The 17704-nt window shown below is 71.9% G+C and carries 16 protein-coding genes and 1 pseudogene; 12 read left to right on the top strand and 5 right to left on the bottom strand.

Annotation, left to right across the window (positions count from 1 at the left end; all coding sequences use genetic code 11):
* Nucleotides 1-38 precede the first annotated feature (38 nt).
* From PH203_RS05720 to PH203_RS05695, 6 genes are all read left to right on the top strand, one after another.
* On the top strand, nt 39-1358 hold the full coding sequence (locus PH203_RS05720; RefSeq protein ID WP_289917091.1) for a hypothetical protein: 1320 nt from the start codon (nt 39-41) through the stop codon (nt 1356-1358).
* A 131-nt stretch (nt 1359-1489) separates the two neighbouring features.
* Entirely contained in the window at nt 1490-1885 is a 396-nt protein-coding gene (locus tag PH203_RS05715) for a helix-turn-helix transcriptional regulator (protein ID WP_289917090.1), read from the top strand.
* Between the two features lie 86 nt (nt 1886-1971).
* On the top strand, nt 1972-2631 hold the full coding sequence (locus PH203_RS05710; RefSeq protein WP_289917087.1) for an MSMEG_1061 family FMN-dependent PPOX-type flavoprotein: 660 nt from the start codon (nt 1972-1974) through the stop codon (nt 2629-2631).
* Between the two features lie 208 nt (nt 2632-2839).
* A complete protein-coding gene (gene modA, locus PH203_RS05705) occupies nt 2840-3619 on the top strand; it encodes a molybdate ABC transporter substrate-binding protein (RefSeq protein WP_289918237.1) in 780 nt (259 codons plus the stop codon).
* On the top strand, nt 3616-4518 hold the full coding sequence (locus tag PH203_RS05700; RefSeq protein ID WP_289917084.1) for an ABC transporter permease: 903 nt from the start codon (nt 3616-3618) through the stop codon (nt 4516-4518). Before modA ends, PH203_RS05700 begins: the two co-directional genes overlap by 4 nt.
* On the top strand, nt 4515-5639 hold the full coding sequence (locus tag PH203_RS05695) for an ABC transporter ATP-binding protein (protein ID WP_289917082.1): 1125 nt from the start codon (nt 4515-4517) through the stop codon (nt 5637-5639). The genes PH203_RS05700 and PH203_RS05695 overlap by 4 nt, the downstream gene beginning before the upstream one ends.
* Nucleotides 5640-5674: 35 nt before the next feature.
* Here the strand turns inward: PH203_RS05695 and PH203_RS05690 are convergent, their stop codons facing one another.
* The 5 genes from PH203_RS05690 to PH203_RS05670 form a co-directional block, all read right to left on the bottom strand.
* Entirely contained in the window at nt 5675-6916 is a 1242-nt protein-coding gene (locus PH203_RS05690) for an MFS transporter (protein WP_289917080.1), read from the bottom strand.
* Between the two features lie 72 nt (nt 6917-6988).
* Nucleotides 6989-7780 (bottom strand): alpha/beta hydrolase, encoded by a 792-nt coding sequence (locus tag PH203_RS05685; protein ID WP_289917078.1) that lies wholly within the window; start codon nt 7778-7780, stop codon nt 6989-6991.
* A gap of 86 nt (nt 7781-7866) precedes the next feature.
* A complete protein-coding gene (locus PH203_RS05680) occupies nt 7867-9207 on the bottom strand; it encodes an MFS transporter (RefSeq protein WP_289917076.1) in 1341 nt (446 codons plus the stop codon).
* Between the two features lie 51 nt (nt 9208-9258).
* A complete protein-coding gene (locus tag PH203_RS05675) occupies nt 9259-10467 on the bottom strand; it encodes a PLP-dependent aminotransferase family protein (protein ID WP_289917074.1) in 1209 nt (402 codons plus the stop codon).
* Nucleotides 10451-13627, bottom strand: a complete 3177-nt coding sequence (locus PH203_RS05670; protein ID WP_289917071.1) for a BTAD domain-containing putative transcriptional regulator — start codon at nt 13625-13627, stop codon at nt 10451-10453. The genes PH203_RS05675 and PH203_RS05670 overlap by 17 nt, the downstream gene beginning before the upstream one ends.
* Nucleotides 13628-13931: 304 nt before the next feature.
* Between PH203_RS05670 and PH203_RS05665 the strand changes: the two genes are divergently transcribed.
* From PH203_RS05665 to PH203_RS05645, 6 genes and pseudogenes are all read left to right on the top strand, one after another.
* Nucleotides 13932-14651, top strand: a complete 720-nt coding sequence (locus PH203_RS05665) for an alpha/beta hydrolase (RefSeq protein WP_289917070.1) — start codon at nt 13932-13934, stop codon at nt 14649-14651.
* A complete protein-coding gene (locus PH203_RS05660; protein ID WP_289917067.1) occupies nt 14651-14860 on the top strand; it encodes a 2TM domain-containing protein in 210 nt (69 codons plus the stop codon). The genes PH203_RS05665 and PH203_RS05660 overlap by 1 nt, the downstream gene beginning before the upstream one ends.
* 14 nt (nt 14861-14874) lie before the next feature.
* Entirely contained in the window at nt 14875-15390 is a 516-nt protein-coding gene (locus PH203_RS05655; RefSeq protein ID WP_289917066.1) for a DUF4188 domain-containing protein, read from the top strand.
* Nucleotides 15391-16014: 624 nt separating this feature from the next.
* A pseudogene (locus PH203_RS49615) lies at nt 16015-16197 on the top strand (hypothetical protein); the annotation flags it as partial.
* 183 nt (nt 16198-16380) lie between these two features.
* Nucleotides 16381-16911 (top strand): SigE family RNA polymerase sigma factor, encoded by a 531-nt coding sequence (locus PH203_RS05650; RefSeq protein ID WP_289917064.1) that lies wholly within the window; start codon nt 16381-16383, stop codon nt 16909-16911.
* A complete protein-coding gene (locus tag PH203_RS05645) occupies nt 16908-17696 on the top strand; it encodes a hypothetical protein (RefSeq protein ID WP_289917062.1) in 789 nt (262 codons plus the stop codon). The genes PH203_RS05650 and PH203_RS05645 overlap by 4 nt, the downstream gene beginning before the upstream one ends.
* Nucleotides 17697-17704 lie beyond the last annotated feature (8 nt).

The raw sequence follows: 17704 nt of genomic DNA, 5'->3' as shown, positions 1-17704 counted from the left end.
GACGGCTCGGGGGCGGCCACCCGGCCTAGCGTGCCGCTGTGACCCGTGACCAGCTCCGAGATCTGTACACCGCCGCGGCCGCCGCCCTGCTCGTCGTCGTGGCCGCACTGGCCGGCCGCCCGATCCAGGACAGGCTGCGCGTCGGCTGGCCCCCGGTCCTCGCCACCTGGGACCCGCACATCGGCCCCGGCACCCCTCTGGCCGTCCTCGTGGCGGTGGCGACCGTGGCCTACGGCCCGGCACTCGCCGCCCGCCTCCCCTGGCGAGGTCTGCTCGCGAGCGCCTGGGCGACGGCCACGGCCTGGATCCTCTCCCTCGCCCTGGTCGACGGCTGGCACCGGGGCATCGCGGAGCAGCTGACCACCCGCAACGAATACCTCCAGGTCATCGACCGCTTCGACGACATCCCCGCGGCCCTGCGGGACTTCACCCACCACATCCTCATCGACTCCCCCGACAACTGGCCCGCCCATGTCGCCGGGCACCCCCCGGCCGCCACCCTCACCTTCGTCCTCCTCGACCGGCTCGGCCTGCGCGGCGGCGGCTGGGCCGGCATGTGGTGCATCGTCGTGGGCGCGACGGCGTGCGTGGCCGTGCTGGTGGCGGTACGCGCGCTGGCCGGGGAAGGACTCGCGCGGCGGGCGGCGCCGTTCCTGGTCCTGGCCCCGGCGGCGGTGTGGATGGGCACGTCGGCGGACGCGTACTTCGCGGCGGTGGCGGCGTGGGCGGTGGCGCTGCTGGCACTGGCGGTGACGGGACGGTCGGTGTGGTTCGCAGGGGGCTCGGGTCTGCTCTTCGGGCTCACCTGCTATCTCTCCTACGGCCTGACACTCTTCGCCGTCGTCGGCGCCGCGGTGCTGTGGCTGGGCCGACGCCGTCTGCGGGAACGGCCGGTGGCTCTCCCCCTGCTGTTCCTGGCCGGGCTGGCCGTGGTGCCGACGGCGTTCACGGTCGCCGGGTTCGACTGGTGGGAGGCGTACCGGCTGCTGGTCACGCGCTACTACCAGGGCGCCGGCGGGGTACGCCCGTACGGCTACTGGGTCTGGGCGAACCTGGCGTGCACGGTCCTGATCACGGGACTGGCCACGGCGCCGGCCCTGCGCCGTACGACGTCGGCGGCGCTGCTCCGCAGACCCGACACGGACATCCGCCTCCCCCTTCTCGTGACCGCGGCCCTGCTCGCCCTGCTGACCGCCGACCTGTCCGGCATGAGCAAGGCCGAGACCGAACGCATCTGGCTCCCCTTCGCGATGTGGCTGCTCCCCTCCTGCGCCCTCCTCCCCCGCCCCCGCGTCTGGCTCGCCGCCCAGGCGGTGCTCGCGCTGCTCATCAACCATCTGCTGCGGACGGGGTGGTGACAGGGGGCGGGGCGGGGGCCGGCCGTGCGGAGCGTTACCGCCTGCGGCCGGGCAGCGGATCGAACCGCTCGCCCGGTGACGGGAACAGCCGGTGACGGGAACAGCCGCCCGGTGCGCATATCTTGGCGCGCATGCAGTCATACACGATCGGCCAGGCCGCCCGGCTCCTCGGCGTGAGCCCCGACACCGCCCGGCGCTGGGCGGACGCGGGACGGGTGTCGACCCACCGGGACGAGGGCGGGAAGCGGCTCATCGACGGGGCGGACCTGGCCGCCTTCTCCGTGGAGCTCGCCAAGGGCGGAGGCGGTGAGGAGGGCGTCTCCTACACCTCGGTACGCAACGCCTTCCCCGGCATCGTCACCGCGATCAAGCTCGGTGACGTGGCGGCGCAGGTGGAGATCCAGGCGGGTCCGCACCGCCTGGTGTCGCTGCTGACCCGGGAGGCCGTCGAGGAACTGGGCCTGGAGGTCGGCATGGAGGCCACCGCCCGGGTGAAGTCGACGAACGTGCACATCGACCGCGTCTGAGCGGGTTCGACGGCGGCCCGGCCGGTGCAGCCGCGCACGTCCTTCGGCCGTCGGCCGCCGACTGCGGACGCCTTAAAGTCGGACCCATGACGACACCTTTGACCGACATCGCCTTCGACTCGCTCCGCCTCGACGCCGTGCCCGACGAGGAAACGCTGCGCCAGGTCTACGAACTCCCCAAGGACGCGGCCCTGCGCAAGCAGATGACCGAACTCACCGAGCAGACCAGGCAGTTGATCGGCTGCTCCTCGCTGGTGTTCGTCGCCAGCGCGGACGCCGAGGGCCACTGTGACGTCTCGCCGCGCGGCGGCCCCGCCGGGTTCGTCGCGGTCCTGGACGCGCGGACGGTGGCGATACCGGACGCGACCGGCAACAAGCGGCTGGACACGTTGAAGAACGTCATCGCCACCGGACGCGCCGGGCTGCTGTTCGTCATCCCGGGGCGCACCACGACGCTCAGGGTGAACGGCAGAGCCTGTGTCTCCACCCGCCCGGAGCTGCTGTCCCAGCTGACCGCCGTGGGCAAGCCGCCGGCCAGCGCGCTGGTGGTGGGGATCGAGGAGGTCTACCCGCACTGCCCCAAGTCGCTGCTGCGCAGCGGGGCCTGGAAGCCGGAGCAGTGGCTCCCGGTGGACGCCCAGCCGACCTCGGCCGAAGTGACACTGGCCCAGCTGCGGATGCCGGAACTGACGATCGCCGACATCGAGCAGGCGGAGGCGGACTCGCTGAAGTACCGGTACGAGTGACGGACGCTCCTGTAGAAACGCATATACCAGCCCCTCGAACCCACACCCCGGCTCATGCAATGACACAGGGGACTTACACCTCGCACATGCGGCAGTATGGTCGGTGCGCACTCCGGTGCCGTTGCGAAGAGGCGTTTCCGAGAAGGATTCGAGAAGGAGCAGAGCCGTGACGACCCGTACCGTGCGCCGGGCCCGCCGCACCCACCGGATGCTTCAGGTGACGGGTGCGGGCGCCGCCGCACTGCTGGCCCTGAGCGCCTGCTCCTCCGACGACTCCTCGTCCGCCGGTTCCGGCTCCGCCGCGGGCGGGCTGTCCGGCACGGTGACCGTGTTCGCGGCGGCCTCGCTGAAGGAGAGCTTCGAGACGCTGGGCAAGCAGTTCGAGCAGGAGCACCCCGGCACGAAGGTCACCTTCAGCTTCGGTGGCAGCGACTCCCTCGCCGCGAGCATCACCGGCGGCGCCCCGGCCGATGTGTTCGCCTCCGCCAGCCCCAGGACGATGAAGATCGTCACGGACGCCGGCGCAGGCTCCGGCACACCCGCCACCTTCGTCCGCAACCAGCTGGAGATCGCCACCCTGCCGGGCAACCCCGACGGGATCGGCTCCCTCAAGGACCTCACGGGCTCCGGCCTGAAGGTCGTGCTGTGCGACAAGGAGGTGCCCTGCGGCGCCGCCGCGCAGAAGGCCCTCGACGCGAGCAGGCTGAAGCTCACGCCGGTCTCCTACGAGCAGGACGTCAAGGCGGCCCTGACGAAGGTGGAGCTGAAGGAGGCCGACGCGGCCGTCGTCTACAAGACCGATGTGAACGCCGCGGGTGACAAGGTGGAGGGCGTGGACTTCCCCGAATCGGCCGACGCCGTCAACGACTATCCGATCACGCTGCTGAAGGACTCGGAGAACACCGAGGCGGCCAAGGCGTTCATCGCGCTGGTGCGGTCCGCCGACGGCCAGAAGGTCCTCACCGAGGCCGGGTTCCTCAAGCCGTGACCTCGTCCGACCAGTCCGGCGCCGGGTCCGACACCCTTGCGGGCGGACCGCGGCGCGGGCGCGGGCGTGGCGCCTCCAAGCCGGCCGGGAGTCCCAGGGGTGCCAGAAGCCTGACGGGCTTCAGAGGCGCGCCCCTGCCCCTTCTCCTGCCCGCGCTTCTGGGCCTGGCCTTCCTCCTCGTGCCGCTGATCGCCCTGCTCGTGCGGACCCCGTGGTCGCATCTGCCGGGCCGGCTGACGAGCGCGGAGGTGTGGCAGGCCCTGCAGCTCTCGCTGGTGTGCGCGACGGCGGCGACCGCGGTGAGCCTGGTGGTCGGCGTGCCCCTGGCCTGGCTGCTGGCCCGCGTGGAGTTCCCGGGACGCGGCCTGGTCCGGGCCCTGGTCACGCTGCCCCTGGTCCTGCCGCCGGTGGTCGGGGGCGTGGCGCTGCTGATGGCCCTCGGCCGCAACGGGGTCGTCGGCAAGTGGCTGGACGCGTGGTTCGGGATCACCCTCCCCTTCACCACCGCCGGGGTCGTCGTCGCCGAGGCGTTCGTCGCGATGCCGTTCCTGGTGATCAGCGTCGAGGGCACGCTGCGGGCCGCCGACCCGCGCTACGAGGAGGCCGCGACCACCCTGGGCGCCTCCCGGTTCACCGCGTTCCGCCGGGTCACCCTGCCCCTCGTCGCGCCGGGCATCGCGGCGGGCGCGGTGCTGGCCTGGGCGCGTGCGCTGGGCGAGTTCGGGGCGACCATCACGTTCGCCGGCAACTTCCCCGGCCGCACCCAGACCATGCCCCTCGCCGTCTATCTCGCCCTGCAGAGCGATCCGGAGGCGGCCATCGCCCTCAGCCTCGTTCTGCTGGCCGTCTCCATCGCCGTACTCGCAGGACTGCGCGACCGCTGGATGAGCGCCTCATGACCGATCTCGACAAGACAGCGCACGACACCGTCGACGCGGGGTCGAGCCCGGCCGCCGCAGGGACCGAACGAGCCGAAGGTGCCGAAGGGCTGGACGCGCGGCTCGTCGTCGACCGGGGCGGGTTCCGGCTCGACGTGTCGCTGACGGCCGCCCCCGGCGATGTCGTCGCCCTGCTCGGCCCCAACGGCGCCGGCAAGACCACCGCCCTGCGCGCGCTGGCCGGGCTCGTCCCGCTGACGGACGGCCGTCTCCGGCTGGACGGCGTGGAGCTGGACCGTACGCCGCCGGAGTCCCGTCCCGTCGGCGTCGTCTTCCAGGACTATCTCCTCTTCCCGCACCTGAGCGCCCTGGACAATGTCGCGTTCGGCCCGCGCTGCCACGGCGCGTCCAAGGCGGCGGCCCGCGCGCAGGCCGCCGTGTGGCTGGACCGGATGGGCCTGGCCGAGCACGCGGGGGCCAAGCCCCGCCGTCTGTCGGGCGGCCAGGCCCAGCGGGTGGCCCTGGCCCGCGCCCTCGCCACCCACCCCCGTCTGCTCCTCCTCGACGAACCCCTGGCCGCCCTCGACGCACGCACCCGCCTGGAGGTCCGCGCCCAGCTCCGGCGCCATCTCGCCGACTTCGAGGCGGTCGCGGTCCTCGTCACCCACGACCCGCTCGACGCGATGGTCCTGGCGGACCGTCTGGTCGTCGTCGAGGACGGCCAGGTGGTCCAGGAGGGCACCCCGGGCGACATCGCCCGCCACCCGCGCACGGACTACATCGCCCACCTCGTCGGCCTGAACCTCTACAAGGGCCGGGCCGAGGGCCACACCGTACGGCTGGACGCGGGGCCCGAGATCACCACCACCGAGGAGCTCACCGGACCGGTCTTCGTCACCTTCCCGCCGACCGCGGTGACCCTGTACCGCGACCGCCCCACCGGCGTGAGCGCCCGCAACCTCTGGCGCTGCGAGGTGACCGGCCTGGAGACCCACGGCGACCAGATCCGCGCCGGCCTCGCCGGCGAACTCCCCCTCGCCGCCGACGTCACCACGGTGGCCGCCGCCGAACTCGGTCTGCATCCCGGCGCGCAGGTGTGGGCGGCGGTGAAGGCGACGCAGACGCACGCCTATCCGGCCTGACGGGCGGCGAGTCGGGCAGTTGCGGTTCAGGTGCTTCAGGCGCTCACCGGCACGGATGCCGGCCTCACCCGGGCGACGGTCATGACGTACAGGACCAGGCCCGCGGTGGTGAGGACGAAGCCCGCCCACACGGTGGACAAGGTCCCCCAGCCGGCGTCGAGGGCGACCGCGCCCCCGATCGCGCCGAGGCAGTTCGCGAGGTTGAGTGCGGCCAGATTGAGCGTGCCCATCAAGGTCGGGGCGTCGGGTGCGAAGGCCGTCAGCCGGACCTGGATGGTAGGGATGGCGAACATCATGGTCGCGCCGACACCGAACAGACACGGCAGCAGGACCAGCAGACTGTCGCCTGCCACACCGATCAGCACCAGGAACGCCAGGACGCCGCCGTAGCCCAGGATCAGACCCCGGTTCTCGTACCGGTCGGCGACCCGTCCGCCGACGTGGTTGCCGACCGCCATGCCGAGGCCGAAGACGGCGAGCGCGACCGGGATGAGCGAGGCGTCCCGCAGTGCCGCGTCGGTGACGAACGGGCCGATGAACGTGTAGACGGCGAAGATGCTGGAGATGCCGAGCGCCGCGACGGTGACCATCAGCCAGACGCCCCGCCGCCTCAGAGCGCCCAGTTCGCCCGTGAGGGAGCTGCCGCGCAGGTCGTCGGTGCGCGGCAGCCAGGCCAGCAGGGCGGCTCCGGCGAGCAGGCCGACGGCGACCACGGTCCCGTACAGGGCGCGCCAGCCGGCGTGCTGGCCGATGAAGGTGCCGAGCGGCGACCCGGCGATGGTGGCGAGGGTGAGTCCTCCCATCACGGTGGCGAACGCCTTGCCGCCCTTGCCCGGCCCGTACACGTACGCGGCGACGACCGCCCCGGCGCCGAAGAACGCGCCCTGCACGCTGCCCGTGACGAACCGGAAGGCGACGAACGACGTGATGTCCGGCGCCAGGGCGGAGAGCCCGTTGCCGACCACGAACAGCCCGATCAGACCGAGCAGCAGAGTGCGCCGGTTGACCCGGGCGGCGAGCAGGGTGATCGCCGGAGAGCCGATCATCACCCCGAGGGCGTACGCGGTGATCGCGTAGGTCGCGACCGGGAGGGACGCCTCCAGATCGGCCGCGAACAGCTGGATGATGCCGTTGCTGCCGAACTCGCCCGCGCCGATCGCGAACGTCCCCAACGCCAGTGCGAACAGTGTCCGTCCCGGATTCCTGATGGGCGACTTCGCCGTGGTGTGCCGGTTCTCCTCGGCGGCGCACTGGCGGTCGTATGCGCGCTGATGCATCGTCTGCGTCCTTGGCGGGAGGGTCGGTCGGAGGGGGTACGGACGGGTGCGGGACGGCTGCCGGGGCGCTGGTCAGCGCGCGGCGCGCTTGATGAGGGCGGCCGTCGCCGCGGGCTGCGCGATCATCGCGACATGCGAGGCGTCGACCTCGAGGGTGTGTGCGCGGGCCCGGCGCGCCATGAACCGCTGCGCCGCCGGGGGCAGCACCTGGTCGTCACGGCCCACGAGGTACCAGGACGGAACGGTCTTCCAGGCGGGGGCGCCGGACGGCACCTCCAGGGCGTGCGTGTCCACCGGACGCTGCCCGGCCCACATCAGCTCGGTGGTCGCCTTCGGCAGGTCCGCGGCGAACACGTCGTGGAAGTACTCCTTCTTGACGTAGGCGTCGACGCGGCCCTCCCCGTAGGGACGGAAGTCCAGCGTCTGCTCGCTGATCCGGCTTCCCGGGTACTTCGTCTGCAGACCGAACAGCGTCTCCCCCTGATCGGGCACGAAAGCGTCCACGTAGACCAGCGCCTTCACGTTCGGGTTGCCGGTCGCGGCGTTCGTGACGACCATCCCGCCGTAGGAGTGCGAGACGAGGACGAGCGGGCCGCTGAGCGTCGCGAGGACAGCGGCCAGATAGGCGGAGTCGGAGGCGACGCCGCGCAGCGGGTTGGCCGGTGCGATGACCGGATAGCCGTCGCGGATGAGCCGGGAGAGGACCCCGTTCCAGCCGGAGGCGTCGGCGAACGCTCCGTGCACGAGGACCACGGTGGGTTTCCGGCCGCTGCCGGTGTGTGCCTGCGCGACGGAAGGGTCGAGGGCCGCGCCCACCACGACCGCGGCGGATCCGGCCAGCAGCGCCCGGCGAGTTGTCGTCATCGTTGTCTGCCCTTCGGTGTCCGGTGTTCTCGCCGATGACCGTAGAACCGGCCACTTGACGGGCAGTGAACGGAGATCCGGGCGCCCTACAGAGGCTGCTTCACTCGCAGTTCCGTGTGGGCGTGTTCGTCCAGCGTGTACCGGCGTTGCAGCACGACGGCGATCGCCATGAGCACGGCCGGGACCAGGGTGAAGCCATAGCGAACGGCCGCGAGCGCACTGGAGGACTGCGTGACGTGCTCGCCCGCGCCACTGGCCACGAACCCGCCCACCGCCAGACAGGCCGAGTACGCGTACGGCCCCAGCGCGCCGCCGGTGGCCTCGGCCGCGGTCCACACACCGGTGTAGCTGCCCGCGCTGGCGGTACCGGAAGGCCCGGCGGCGGCGACGACGTCGGGCACCATCGACAGCGGCATCAGCTGCATCGCGGCGAACGCGACGCCCTGCACCGCCACCGCCGCGAGCAGCAGGGGCAGACCGGCCGCCGCGCCCAGCGCCAGCACCGACGCCCCGGCCACGAACGCGGCCTGGGCGACGAGGAGGCTGCGCTGTTTTCCGAGCCGCCGGGCCACCCGCACCCACAGGGGCGTGGTCAGGACCGCCGGTGCCATGAACGCGGCGATGAGCACGCTCGTGAGGGCGGAGCGGCCCAGCTCGTACTCGGCGAAGTACGGCATGCCCGCCAGGACCAGGTTCATCGTGATCGCGACGGTCAGATAGGACGCGGTCAGCGCGCGGAACTGCCGGTCGCGCAGCGCCACCAGCAGCCCGCCCCGGTGCCCCGGCCCTGTGGAGGTGCCCGGCGCGGCCCGGTTGAGGCGGGCGACGCCGCTGATGCCGACCAGCAGGGCCACGAGCATGACCGCGCCGAGCAGCAGGGCCGTCCTCGTGTAGTCGCCGACGCCCGGATCGTCACCGGCGACCAGCGGCGCGGTCACGCCGGCGAGGAGAACGCTCACGATGATCACGACACTGCGGTAGCCCATGAGGCGGGTCCGCTCGTGGTAGCCGATGCCGAGGCCGGCCGGTGTGGCGAGGTAGGAGACCTGGTAGCACGAGTAGAGGAGGTTGCCGGCGACCAGCGCCACCGCGACCCATACCGCGGCGCCCGTCCCGCGCAGGTCCGACGGCACGGCGAAGAGGGCCACGAAGGTGAGCACCACGGCACAGCCGGCCAGCATCAGTCGCCGGCGGTGGCCGCTGCCGGCCAGGTCGGCGTCGGAGATCCGGCCCACCCACGGGTGCGTCACGATGTCGGCGACGTTCGGCAGCAGCAGCGCGAGACCGGCCGTGGACGGCGGCACGGCCAGCACGTCGGTGAGGAAGTACAGCAGGAAGACGCCCGGCACGGTGACCCAGATACCCATGCCGATGGAACCGGCGGCGAACGGGACGATCGCGCGCAGGGGGAGCCGAACTTCGGCCATGAGCCGCCTCCAGGAGATCCGCGGTGGGGAGTGTCAGCGTCGTCTGCGTCGTCAGAAGGCCAGGGCCAACCGGCGTACGGCCTCCCGGAGTTCCTCCGGGGTGCGGTCGCTGTAGGACAGCCGCAGGTGCCGGGCCGAGGAGTGCCGCCGGGGATCCGCCGCGCCCGCGGCGAAGTACTCGCCCGGCTGGTAGACGACACCGTGCGCGGCCGCCCGTCGGAACAGCGCCTCGGCGTCCACGGTGTCGTCGGTGAGCCGCGGCCAGAGGAACAACCCGCCTTCGGGGGCCACGACGTCGAGGGCGCCCGGGAGGTGTTCCCGCAGGGCGCCGACCAGCACGCCGGCGCGTTCCCGGTACAGCGCGGCGGCGCCGGCCACGACCCGGTCGAACCACTGGTCGTCGTCGGTGAGCAGCCGTTCGACGATCGCCTGGGTCACCGAGGAGGTGTGGACGTCGAGGCGGTTGCGCAGCCGGGTCACCGGGTCCACGAGGTGGTCCGGCAGCACCAGCCAGCCCACGCGCCAGCCGGGTCCGAGGGTCTTGGTGAAGGAGTTGACGTGGATCGCCCGGTCCGACTCGTTGAAGGCCGCGATGCCCTGGTCCTGGCCGCCGAAGCGCAGTTCACGGTACGGATTGTCGACGATCACGTGGAAGCCGTACCGCTCGGCGAGTTCGATGAGTGCCTGGCGCTTCGGCGCGGAGAGAGTGACCTGGGCGGGGTTGTGGAAGTCGGGCACGGTGTAGGCCGCGGCAATGCGGGCGCCGGTGGCGAGCCGCCGGGCGAGGTGCTCGACGTCGAAGCCGTCGGCCACGACCGGCACCGGCAGGATCCGTGTCGTCGACACCTCCAGGGCCCACAGGAAACCCGGGAACACCGGGTCGTCGACCGCGACGGTGGCATCGCGCTCGACGACGGTCAGCACCGCCAGGGCGAGGCCGTGCATGCCGCCGTTCGTCACCACGATCCGGCGGGGGTCGACGCCTTCCCGTTTCGCGATCCAGTCGCACAGTGCGTCGGATCCGCGCGCCGGCCCGTACTGCAGGCTCGCCAGCGCGGCGTCGGGTGCCTGCCACAGCTGCGCCGACGCCTTGGCGATCGCCTCGACCGGCAGGGCTGTGGGCGCTGGGATGCCGCCCAGCAGGCGAATCGTTCCGGGGGCGGGGGCGGCGAGGCTGGCGTCGACGAAACCCTTGGGCGCCGAGAGCCCCCGGGCGAGGGCGGTCAGCCCGCTGCGTTCCTCGTCAGGGCCTGCGGTCATGCGTGGCCTCCAGGTCCCGCGAGAGCTGTTCGGCGCGCCGTGCGAACAGATGCGCCTCGCGTGCGGTGGCGTACGCGCGGGCGCGTTCGGCGGCGGCCCGGACCGCGGTGAGCGGTGCGCCGCGGGCCTGCAGCAGGCGTGCCCTCAGCAGCAGGAGAAGGCTTTCGGCGTAGCGCTGGCCGAAGTCCCGGATCGCCTGGTCGGCTCGGTCGAGAGCGGCTTCGGCGCGGTCGGGCGATCCGGCTGCCAGCCACATCTCGGCGATCAGCGCGTAGTGGTGGGCGATGCCCCATTGCGGCGGATCGAGCAGATGGGCGGTCAGGAGCTCCTCGGCCTCGGTCGCGGCGCCGGCCGGATCCTCGCCGGTGAGGGCGCGGGCCCAGCACCAGAACTGCCGGATGTAGAGGTCGATGGTGGCGTCGAGGCGCACGAAACCGGTGGCGGTCCAGCGCTCGCCCGCGCGCCGCGCCGTCTCGGCGTCCCCGGCCATGGAGGTGATCATGGTCGTGTAGTAGACCCAGACCGAGGCCGCGTACGGGTCTCCCGGGGTGTCCCAGGTGTCGATGAAGGCCAGCGCCGCATCGACGTCACCGTGCAGCGCGGTCATGACGGCCCGCCAGCCGGGCCCCTCCCCGGGGATGCTGCCGTCCCGTCTGAGCGGTGTCTCCTCGTCCGGAGCGACGGTGCCGCCGACGGCGGCATCCTCCTTGGTGAAGGAACGGTACGCCTCGCCGATGTTGCCGATGTCCCACTGGTGCAGGCCCCAGGCGTGCCGGCCGTAGCGTCGGACGGCCGGATCGGAGGACACCTGGCCGCGCTCGTGCAGGCGGCGGGCCAGCTCCCCGCGGCCCTTCTCGACGGAGGTGTAGGCGCCCATCATGCGGATGAAGAGGAAGTCGGCCGCCTCCGCCTCCCGGCCGAGGGTGCCGGCCAGGTATTCGGCCCGCTCCAGCAGGTCGAAGGTCGAGGCGTCGTACCCCGAGTGCCGTCTGACGACGATGGCGAGGAGCGTGAGGGCGGTGAACTCCAGCTCCATGAGTCCGGACGCCCGGGTGACCTGTACGGCGGAGCGCAGCTGTCGACGGGCGGACTCGAAGGCGAGTTTGGCCGCCGCGCGGCGCCCGGCGCGGATCAGCGCCTCCGCGACGCGCACGGGCTCGGCGAGGGGGCCGGCGGCCCACAGGTGGTAGGCGAGGCGTTCGGCGACGTCCTCGTCGTCGGCGTGGATCTGTTCGAGCGCGTCCGCGACGCGCAGATGCAACTGGGTGACCTGCTGTTTCGTCGCGGTCTCGGAGACCGACTCGCGCACCAGGTCGTGCGCGAAGCGGAGCGAGGACGGGTCCTGCGGCCCGGGTTCGAGCAACCCGAGGGTGTGCAGCGGTTCCAGGCGGTGGAGGCAGTCCGCGACGTCCACGCCGGTGGCGCGGGACAGCAGTCTGAGGTCGACGTCGCGGCCGATGAGCGCGGCCACCCGCAGCAGGTCCCGGGCGCGGTCGTCGAGCCCGGTCATCCGGTCGCGGACGACGTCGTGGACGGTGGACGGGACCCCGGCGGGGGCGGACGGGTCGCCGTCGCCGATCGCGCCGCTTCCGCTGAGGAGCCGGGACAGTTCGCGGACGAAGAACGGATTGCCCGAGGTACGGGCGTGGATGGCGCGGGTGACGGCGTCGCCGGGATCCTGGCCGGCCTCGTGGCGGATGAGTTCGGCCACGTCGTCCGGGCCGAGCGGGCCGAGCCGGAACCTGCGGTGACCTGGCACCCGGCTGGCGGCGGCCAGCACCCGGGAGAGGTCCGGGCCGACTGTGGGGGCGCGGTCGCGTAACGCGCCGATGATCGCGGTGCCCCGGGGCAGCCGTCCCGCCAGATGCTGCAACAACTGCAGGGAGGTGACGTCGGCCCATTGGAGGTCGTCGAGGATCAGGAGTGTCGGCCGCCGCGCCGAGGCCTGTCCGACGAGGGCGACGACCTGTTCGAACAGCCGGAACTGGGCGTTGCCGTCGGGAAGTTCCCGGGGCGCGTCGTCCGGTGCCGCGAGGAGGTTTCCCAGCCCGCCGGTGAGCCACTGCTCGCTCGCGGGAGCGGGCAGGCTGCGGACGACCTGGCCCAGCGCCTGCTCCCACGGCCACATCGCCGGTGTCCCGTCGCCCTCCAGACAGGAGCCCCAGACGGTGAGTGCGCCCAGCCGGCCCGCCACCGCGGCGGCCTCTTCCAGCAGCCGGGTCTTGCCCGCGCCCGGCTCGCCTTCGACGAGGCCGATCGCGGCGTCGCCGGCGAGTGCGCGCTCCACGAGGCGCCGCAGCGTGGCGAGTTCGTCGGTCCGGCCGATCAGGGCGGTCACCGCGGTCGGCCCGGCCTCCTCGTCCGTCTTCCGCACGAGCGGCGGCGCCGGGGGCTGGGTGAGGATCCGCCGCTGTGCGTCCTCCAGCGCCGGGCCCGGGTCGATGCCCAGCTCGTCGGCGAGCCGGTCGCGGACCTGACGGAACAGCGTGAGCGCCTCCGCCTGGCGGCCGGCGGCGCCGAGAACGCCGATCAGACCGGCCAGCACGGGTTCGTTGAACGGTGCCATCGATGCGGCCAGTTGCAGAGCCGCGAGCACCCGCTCCGGTTGCCCCGTCGACACGGCGAGCTCGGCCGCCGCCGTGCATGCGTCGTAGAACTCGTTGTCGAGTGCGGCGAAGACCGTCGTGGCGGTCGTCCCGTCGGGGATGCCGTCGCCCGCCGGGCCGTGCCAGAGCCCGAGGGCTTCGACGTAGTGGTCGAGGGCCGCCACATGATCGTGCCGAGCCGGCGCGGCCCTGGCGGCATCGACGAGTTCCCGGAAGACGACGAGGTCCAGGGTCGCGGAACCGACGGCGAAGAGGTAGGAATTGCCGCGCCGGTGGAGGAACGAGCCGGCTTCGCGGGCGGGCAGCAGGGGTTCGAGCAGCCGCCGCAGGGCTCCGACGTACTTCTGGAGAATGTTCACGGCCGACGCCGGTACGTCCTCGGCCCAGATCAGATCGACCAGCTCGCTCGTACTGATCGGCTCGCCGGCGCGGGCGAGCAGCACCGCGAGCAGATACGACTGCTGCCGGGGCCCGGGGTCCAGTTCGACGCCGTCCCGCCAGATCCGCAATGGACCCAGGATCTGCAGACGCAGTTGTCCGCCGGAGGAAGCCATGCCCACCCCTACCCCTGCTCACGGCCCGACCACGATCGGCTGCGGCACAGCCACTTTACGGTCGGCCCGCGGCCCGGGTCCATGAACCGAGTCAACCGCCGGGCATCCCTCGTTGTCCTCCGGCGCTGTCCTCCGGGGCGTTCAGACTGGCCGCGCCGGCTTGACACCCACTGAATGAACAGTGAAGGCCATCCGACACCACGCCCCGCTCTCATTCAATCTCCGTCCAGTGCACCGCCATAGCTTTGCGGCGAGCGTGCGGGTCCGGAGAAGAAACGGCCGTCATCCGAGGAGAGGTTGGTCCATGGTGAGCGGGAAACCGACGATCGTGCTCGTGCACGGAGCCTTTGCCGACAGCAGCGGATTCAACGACGTCACCAAGCGGCTTGTCGCCGACGGCTATTCGGTGGTCGCCGCGCCGAATCCGCTGCGGGGCCTCGCCTTTGACGCGGCCAATGTCAGGGCACTGCTGGACAGCATCGAGGGACCGGTCGTTCTGGTCGGGCACTCCTACGGCGGTGCGGTCATCTCCGCTGCCGCCGCGGGAAACGCGAACGTGAAGGCACTGGTCTACCTGGCGGCGTTCGTGCCGGAGACGGGCGAGAGCGCGCAGGCACTGGTCGAGAAGTTCCCGGGCAGCACGGTGGGTGAATCCCTCAAACCCGTGCCGCTGCCCGACGGACAGGTCGATCTCTACATCGACCCCAGGGTCTTCCACTCCCACTTCGCGGCCGACGTGTCGGCAACGGAAGCCGCCCTCTACTCGATCACCCAACGCCCGGCCACCGGCGCCGCCCTGGGCGAGCCCGCCGCCGGCCCGCAGGCCTGGCACACGATCCCGGCCTACAACCTGATCAGCGGCGCCGACAGGATCATCCCGCCGGCGACACAGGAGTTCATGGCCCAGCGCTCCGGCGCGCGGACCCAGGTGGTCGAGGATGCCTCGCACATGGTCTTCGTCTCCCGTCCGGGCGCGACGGTGGCCCTCATCGAAACAGCCGCGCAGGACACCCAGGAGGCGTGATGCACAAAAGCGAAAAGGCCATGAAATGGGGCCTGCGGATCCACCTCCTCTGGTACGTGATCGCCAATGTGGCCCAAGTGATCCTGTGGGGAATCCTCACACCCGACGTCTTCTTCTGGCCCTTGTGGTCGATTCTGGGCTGGGGCATCGGACTGGTGATCCACTTCTGGGTGATTCGCACGACATCCCGCTCGTTCGTCCGACCCTGAAAAAGAGGAGATCCATGTCCGAGAAAGTAGTTCCGGGCCGTCAGACCTCCGCCTCCGAAGGCGATGTCGTCGTCTTCCACATCGGGCTGCGCATCAATCGATTCCTGGCATTCTCCAGTTGGTTTCCGGCCTTCAGGTCGATGCCACGAATGCTGCGCGAGCTGTCACGGGAAAAGGGCAGCGGGCTGCTCGGCTACAAGGTGCTCTACGGCGGCCTCCGGGAGTTCTACGTCGTCCAGTACTGGACCGACAAGGAACGGCTCCTCGCCTACGCCCACCAACAGGACAAGGAGCACCGCCCCGCATGGACCGACTTCAACCGACGAGCACGCGCCGGGAAGGGACACGTGGGCATCTGGCACGAGACGTTCATCGTCCCGGCAGGCTCCTACGAATCGGTGTACGACGACATGCCCGCATACGGCCTTGCCGCCGCAACGGGCGTCGTCCCGGTCGCCCGACGCGGCGACACGGCGGCCCAGCGGCTGCGGGCGGCAGAGGCGGGTGGGCCAGGCCAGGTGCAGCCGTAGGTCCCTCGGGCTTCCTTCGGGCTTGATGCTCTCGCACGCCGGGTATCGCAGGCGCATGCGGGCATGGGGAGAGGCCGTACGGACGGGACCCCGGTGGGAGACATTTCTGCGGGGCGTGGCGCGGCGAGGGCTGGCGGGGGATGCGCCGCAGCCGTGGTGGATCCCGCGGCGCGTGCTGAATGTGGTGTCGGCCGATGTGGACGCCGCTGCCGGTGTAGGGGCGATCTGGATCGTGTGGCGTCCGGGGGCACTGCGGAGGCGCGAGCACATTGCGCTCGTGGAGTGGTTCGGCGAGCGGTGGCGGTACGTGGGGGGCAGCAGCGGCCCAGGAGACGGTCCGGTCACCGTCGATGTACTCGATGTGCGCAGCGGCGGGGGTGTCCTCAGCCTTACTCGCAGGGTCGCCCCTCCACGTTCCCTCGCCTCCGCCCCGTGGATCGGTTGCGTCAAAGTGCGCCTCGGGCGGGAAGTGAGTCGTGGTCCTGGGACCCGACGGTGCCGAGCTCTCCCGCATCGGCCCTCATGACGGCCTGGACACTCATACCTCGGCGTGATTGAGGCAGGACCTCTGACCAGCCTGCTTCCCGGGTCGTCGTCGTGGGGCGCGCTGAAGCTCAGGTGCTGATGTCCGTGGCGGTTCCGGTGGGCAGCCGGGACAGGGATGGGCCGTGGCGGACCAAGCCGACGAGGCTCGGACTCTCATTGCGGGACCGCCCGAGTTCACCGCCCGAGTCCAGGTCCCCAGGGCTGACCAACCGCCGGATCGCCGAACGGCTGTTCCTCTCCCACCGCACTGTCGGGTCGCACCTGTACCGCGTCTACCCCCGCCTCGGCATCACCAGGCGAGGCCAACTCGCCGCCGTTCTCCACCCAGGACAGCCGCCGTTGCCCGGTCGGCCGGCCCGGGCCGGCCGCTGTTATGCTGCGCCCCCGTTGTTGTTAAAGGCGCAACCAACGCGCACATCATGGCTGGGAGAGGGCGACCGAGGGATGGTCCTCGATGACGCGTCCGCGGAGTTCCACGAATTCTTCGAACGCCACTATGCCGAGCTCGCCCGTCTGGCACACCTCCTGACCGGTGAGACCGACGCGGCGGACGACCTCGCGGCGGATGCCCTGGTCGCCCTGTGGCAGCGCTGGGACCGGTTGCGGCAGGCCGACCACCCGCTCGCCTACGCCCGCGGTGTGGTGGCCAACCTGGCGCGGGGACGGATCCGCAGCGCGGTGCGGGAGCGACGCCGGATCATGCAGTTCTGGTCCCGCAGTCCGGAGAAGGTGGAGGGGCCGGACGTGGCGGCCGTGCTGGACGTCCGCGCGGCGCTCGCCCGGCTGCCGTTCCGCAAGCGCGCCTGCGTGGTGCTGCGACACGCCTTCGACCTGTCGGAGAAGGACACGGCGGCGGCGCTGGGCATATCGGTCGGGACGGTGAAGAGCCAGACCTCGAAGGGAATGGCCGAGCTGGAAAGGATACTGGGCGCACGAGCGGCCGGGGACCTGGTGCCAGGAAGGAGGAACCGGTGAACGAGGAGATCGACCGTCGGCTGCGCGAGGCCGCCGAGGCCCACCAGCCCGACCGCGCGCGGATGCTGGCCCGGGTGGAACGCGGCATGGCCGGCCCCGCCGTCCGTCACCGCGCGCGACCGTTCGCGAGGTCCGGGACCAGGGTCGCCCTCGCCGGGCTCGCCGCCACCGGCATCCTGGCGACCGGCGGCCTCGCCGTCGCGGCCATCGTCGCCAACTCGTCGCCGTCGCCCACCGTGACCACGCCTGCCACCCCGTCCCCGACCGTCAGCTCCCCGCACCCGACATCGGCCCGCCCCACCCCTGTCGCGCCGCCCCCGGCCACCACCCCTGGCAGCGTGCGCCCCACTCCGTCGGCCAGCAGTCCATCGCAGTCGGCCGCCGGCGAGAGCCAGAACGGGCCCCTGTGGTCAGCCGGCTCGCTGGACCCGCAGAGCACCGTCTACTGGACGCAGAGCAACCTCGCCCTCAAGACGACCCAGCCCCTCACCTCGCTCACGGTCGAGATCCGGATCGTGCAGACCGGCAGGGCGAAGAACACCGGTACCTGGCAGACCCTCCCGAGCGGTGACTTCACCGTCACCGTCCAGGAGGCCGGCGGCGCGCTGGTCTACCGCTGGGTCCTCAAGCCGGGCCTGACCGTGCCGGCCGGGAGCCATGAGTTCGCCGCGCAGTTCAACAACGGCACCGACGCCCGCAGTGCCGCGGGCGACGGCTACCGCGTCGATGCGCAGGCTTCGGGCGGCTCCGCGTCGGTCCGGGGAGGGTTCGTCCCGACCCGGTGAAGGCGGCG

The sequence above is a fragment of the Streptomyces sp. S.PB5 genome (assembly GCF_030403745.1).
In the GTDB taxonomy this organism is placed as follows: Bacteria; Actinomycetota; Actinomycetes; order Streptomycetales; family Streptomycetaceae; genus Streptomyces.
The sequence above is the reverse complement of the archived record's forward strand: the minus strand, read 5'-3'. Positions and strand labels throughout refer to the sequence as shown.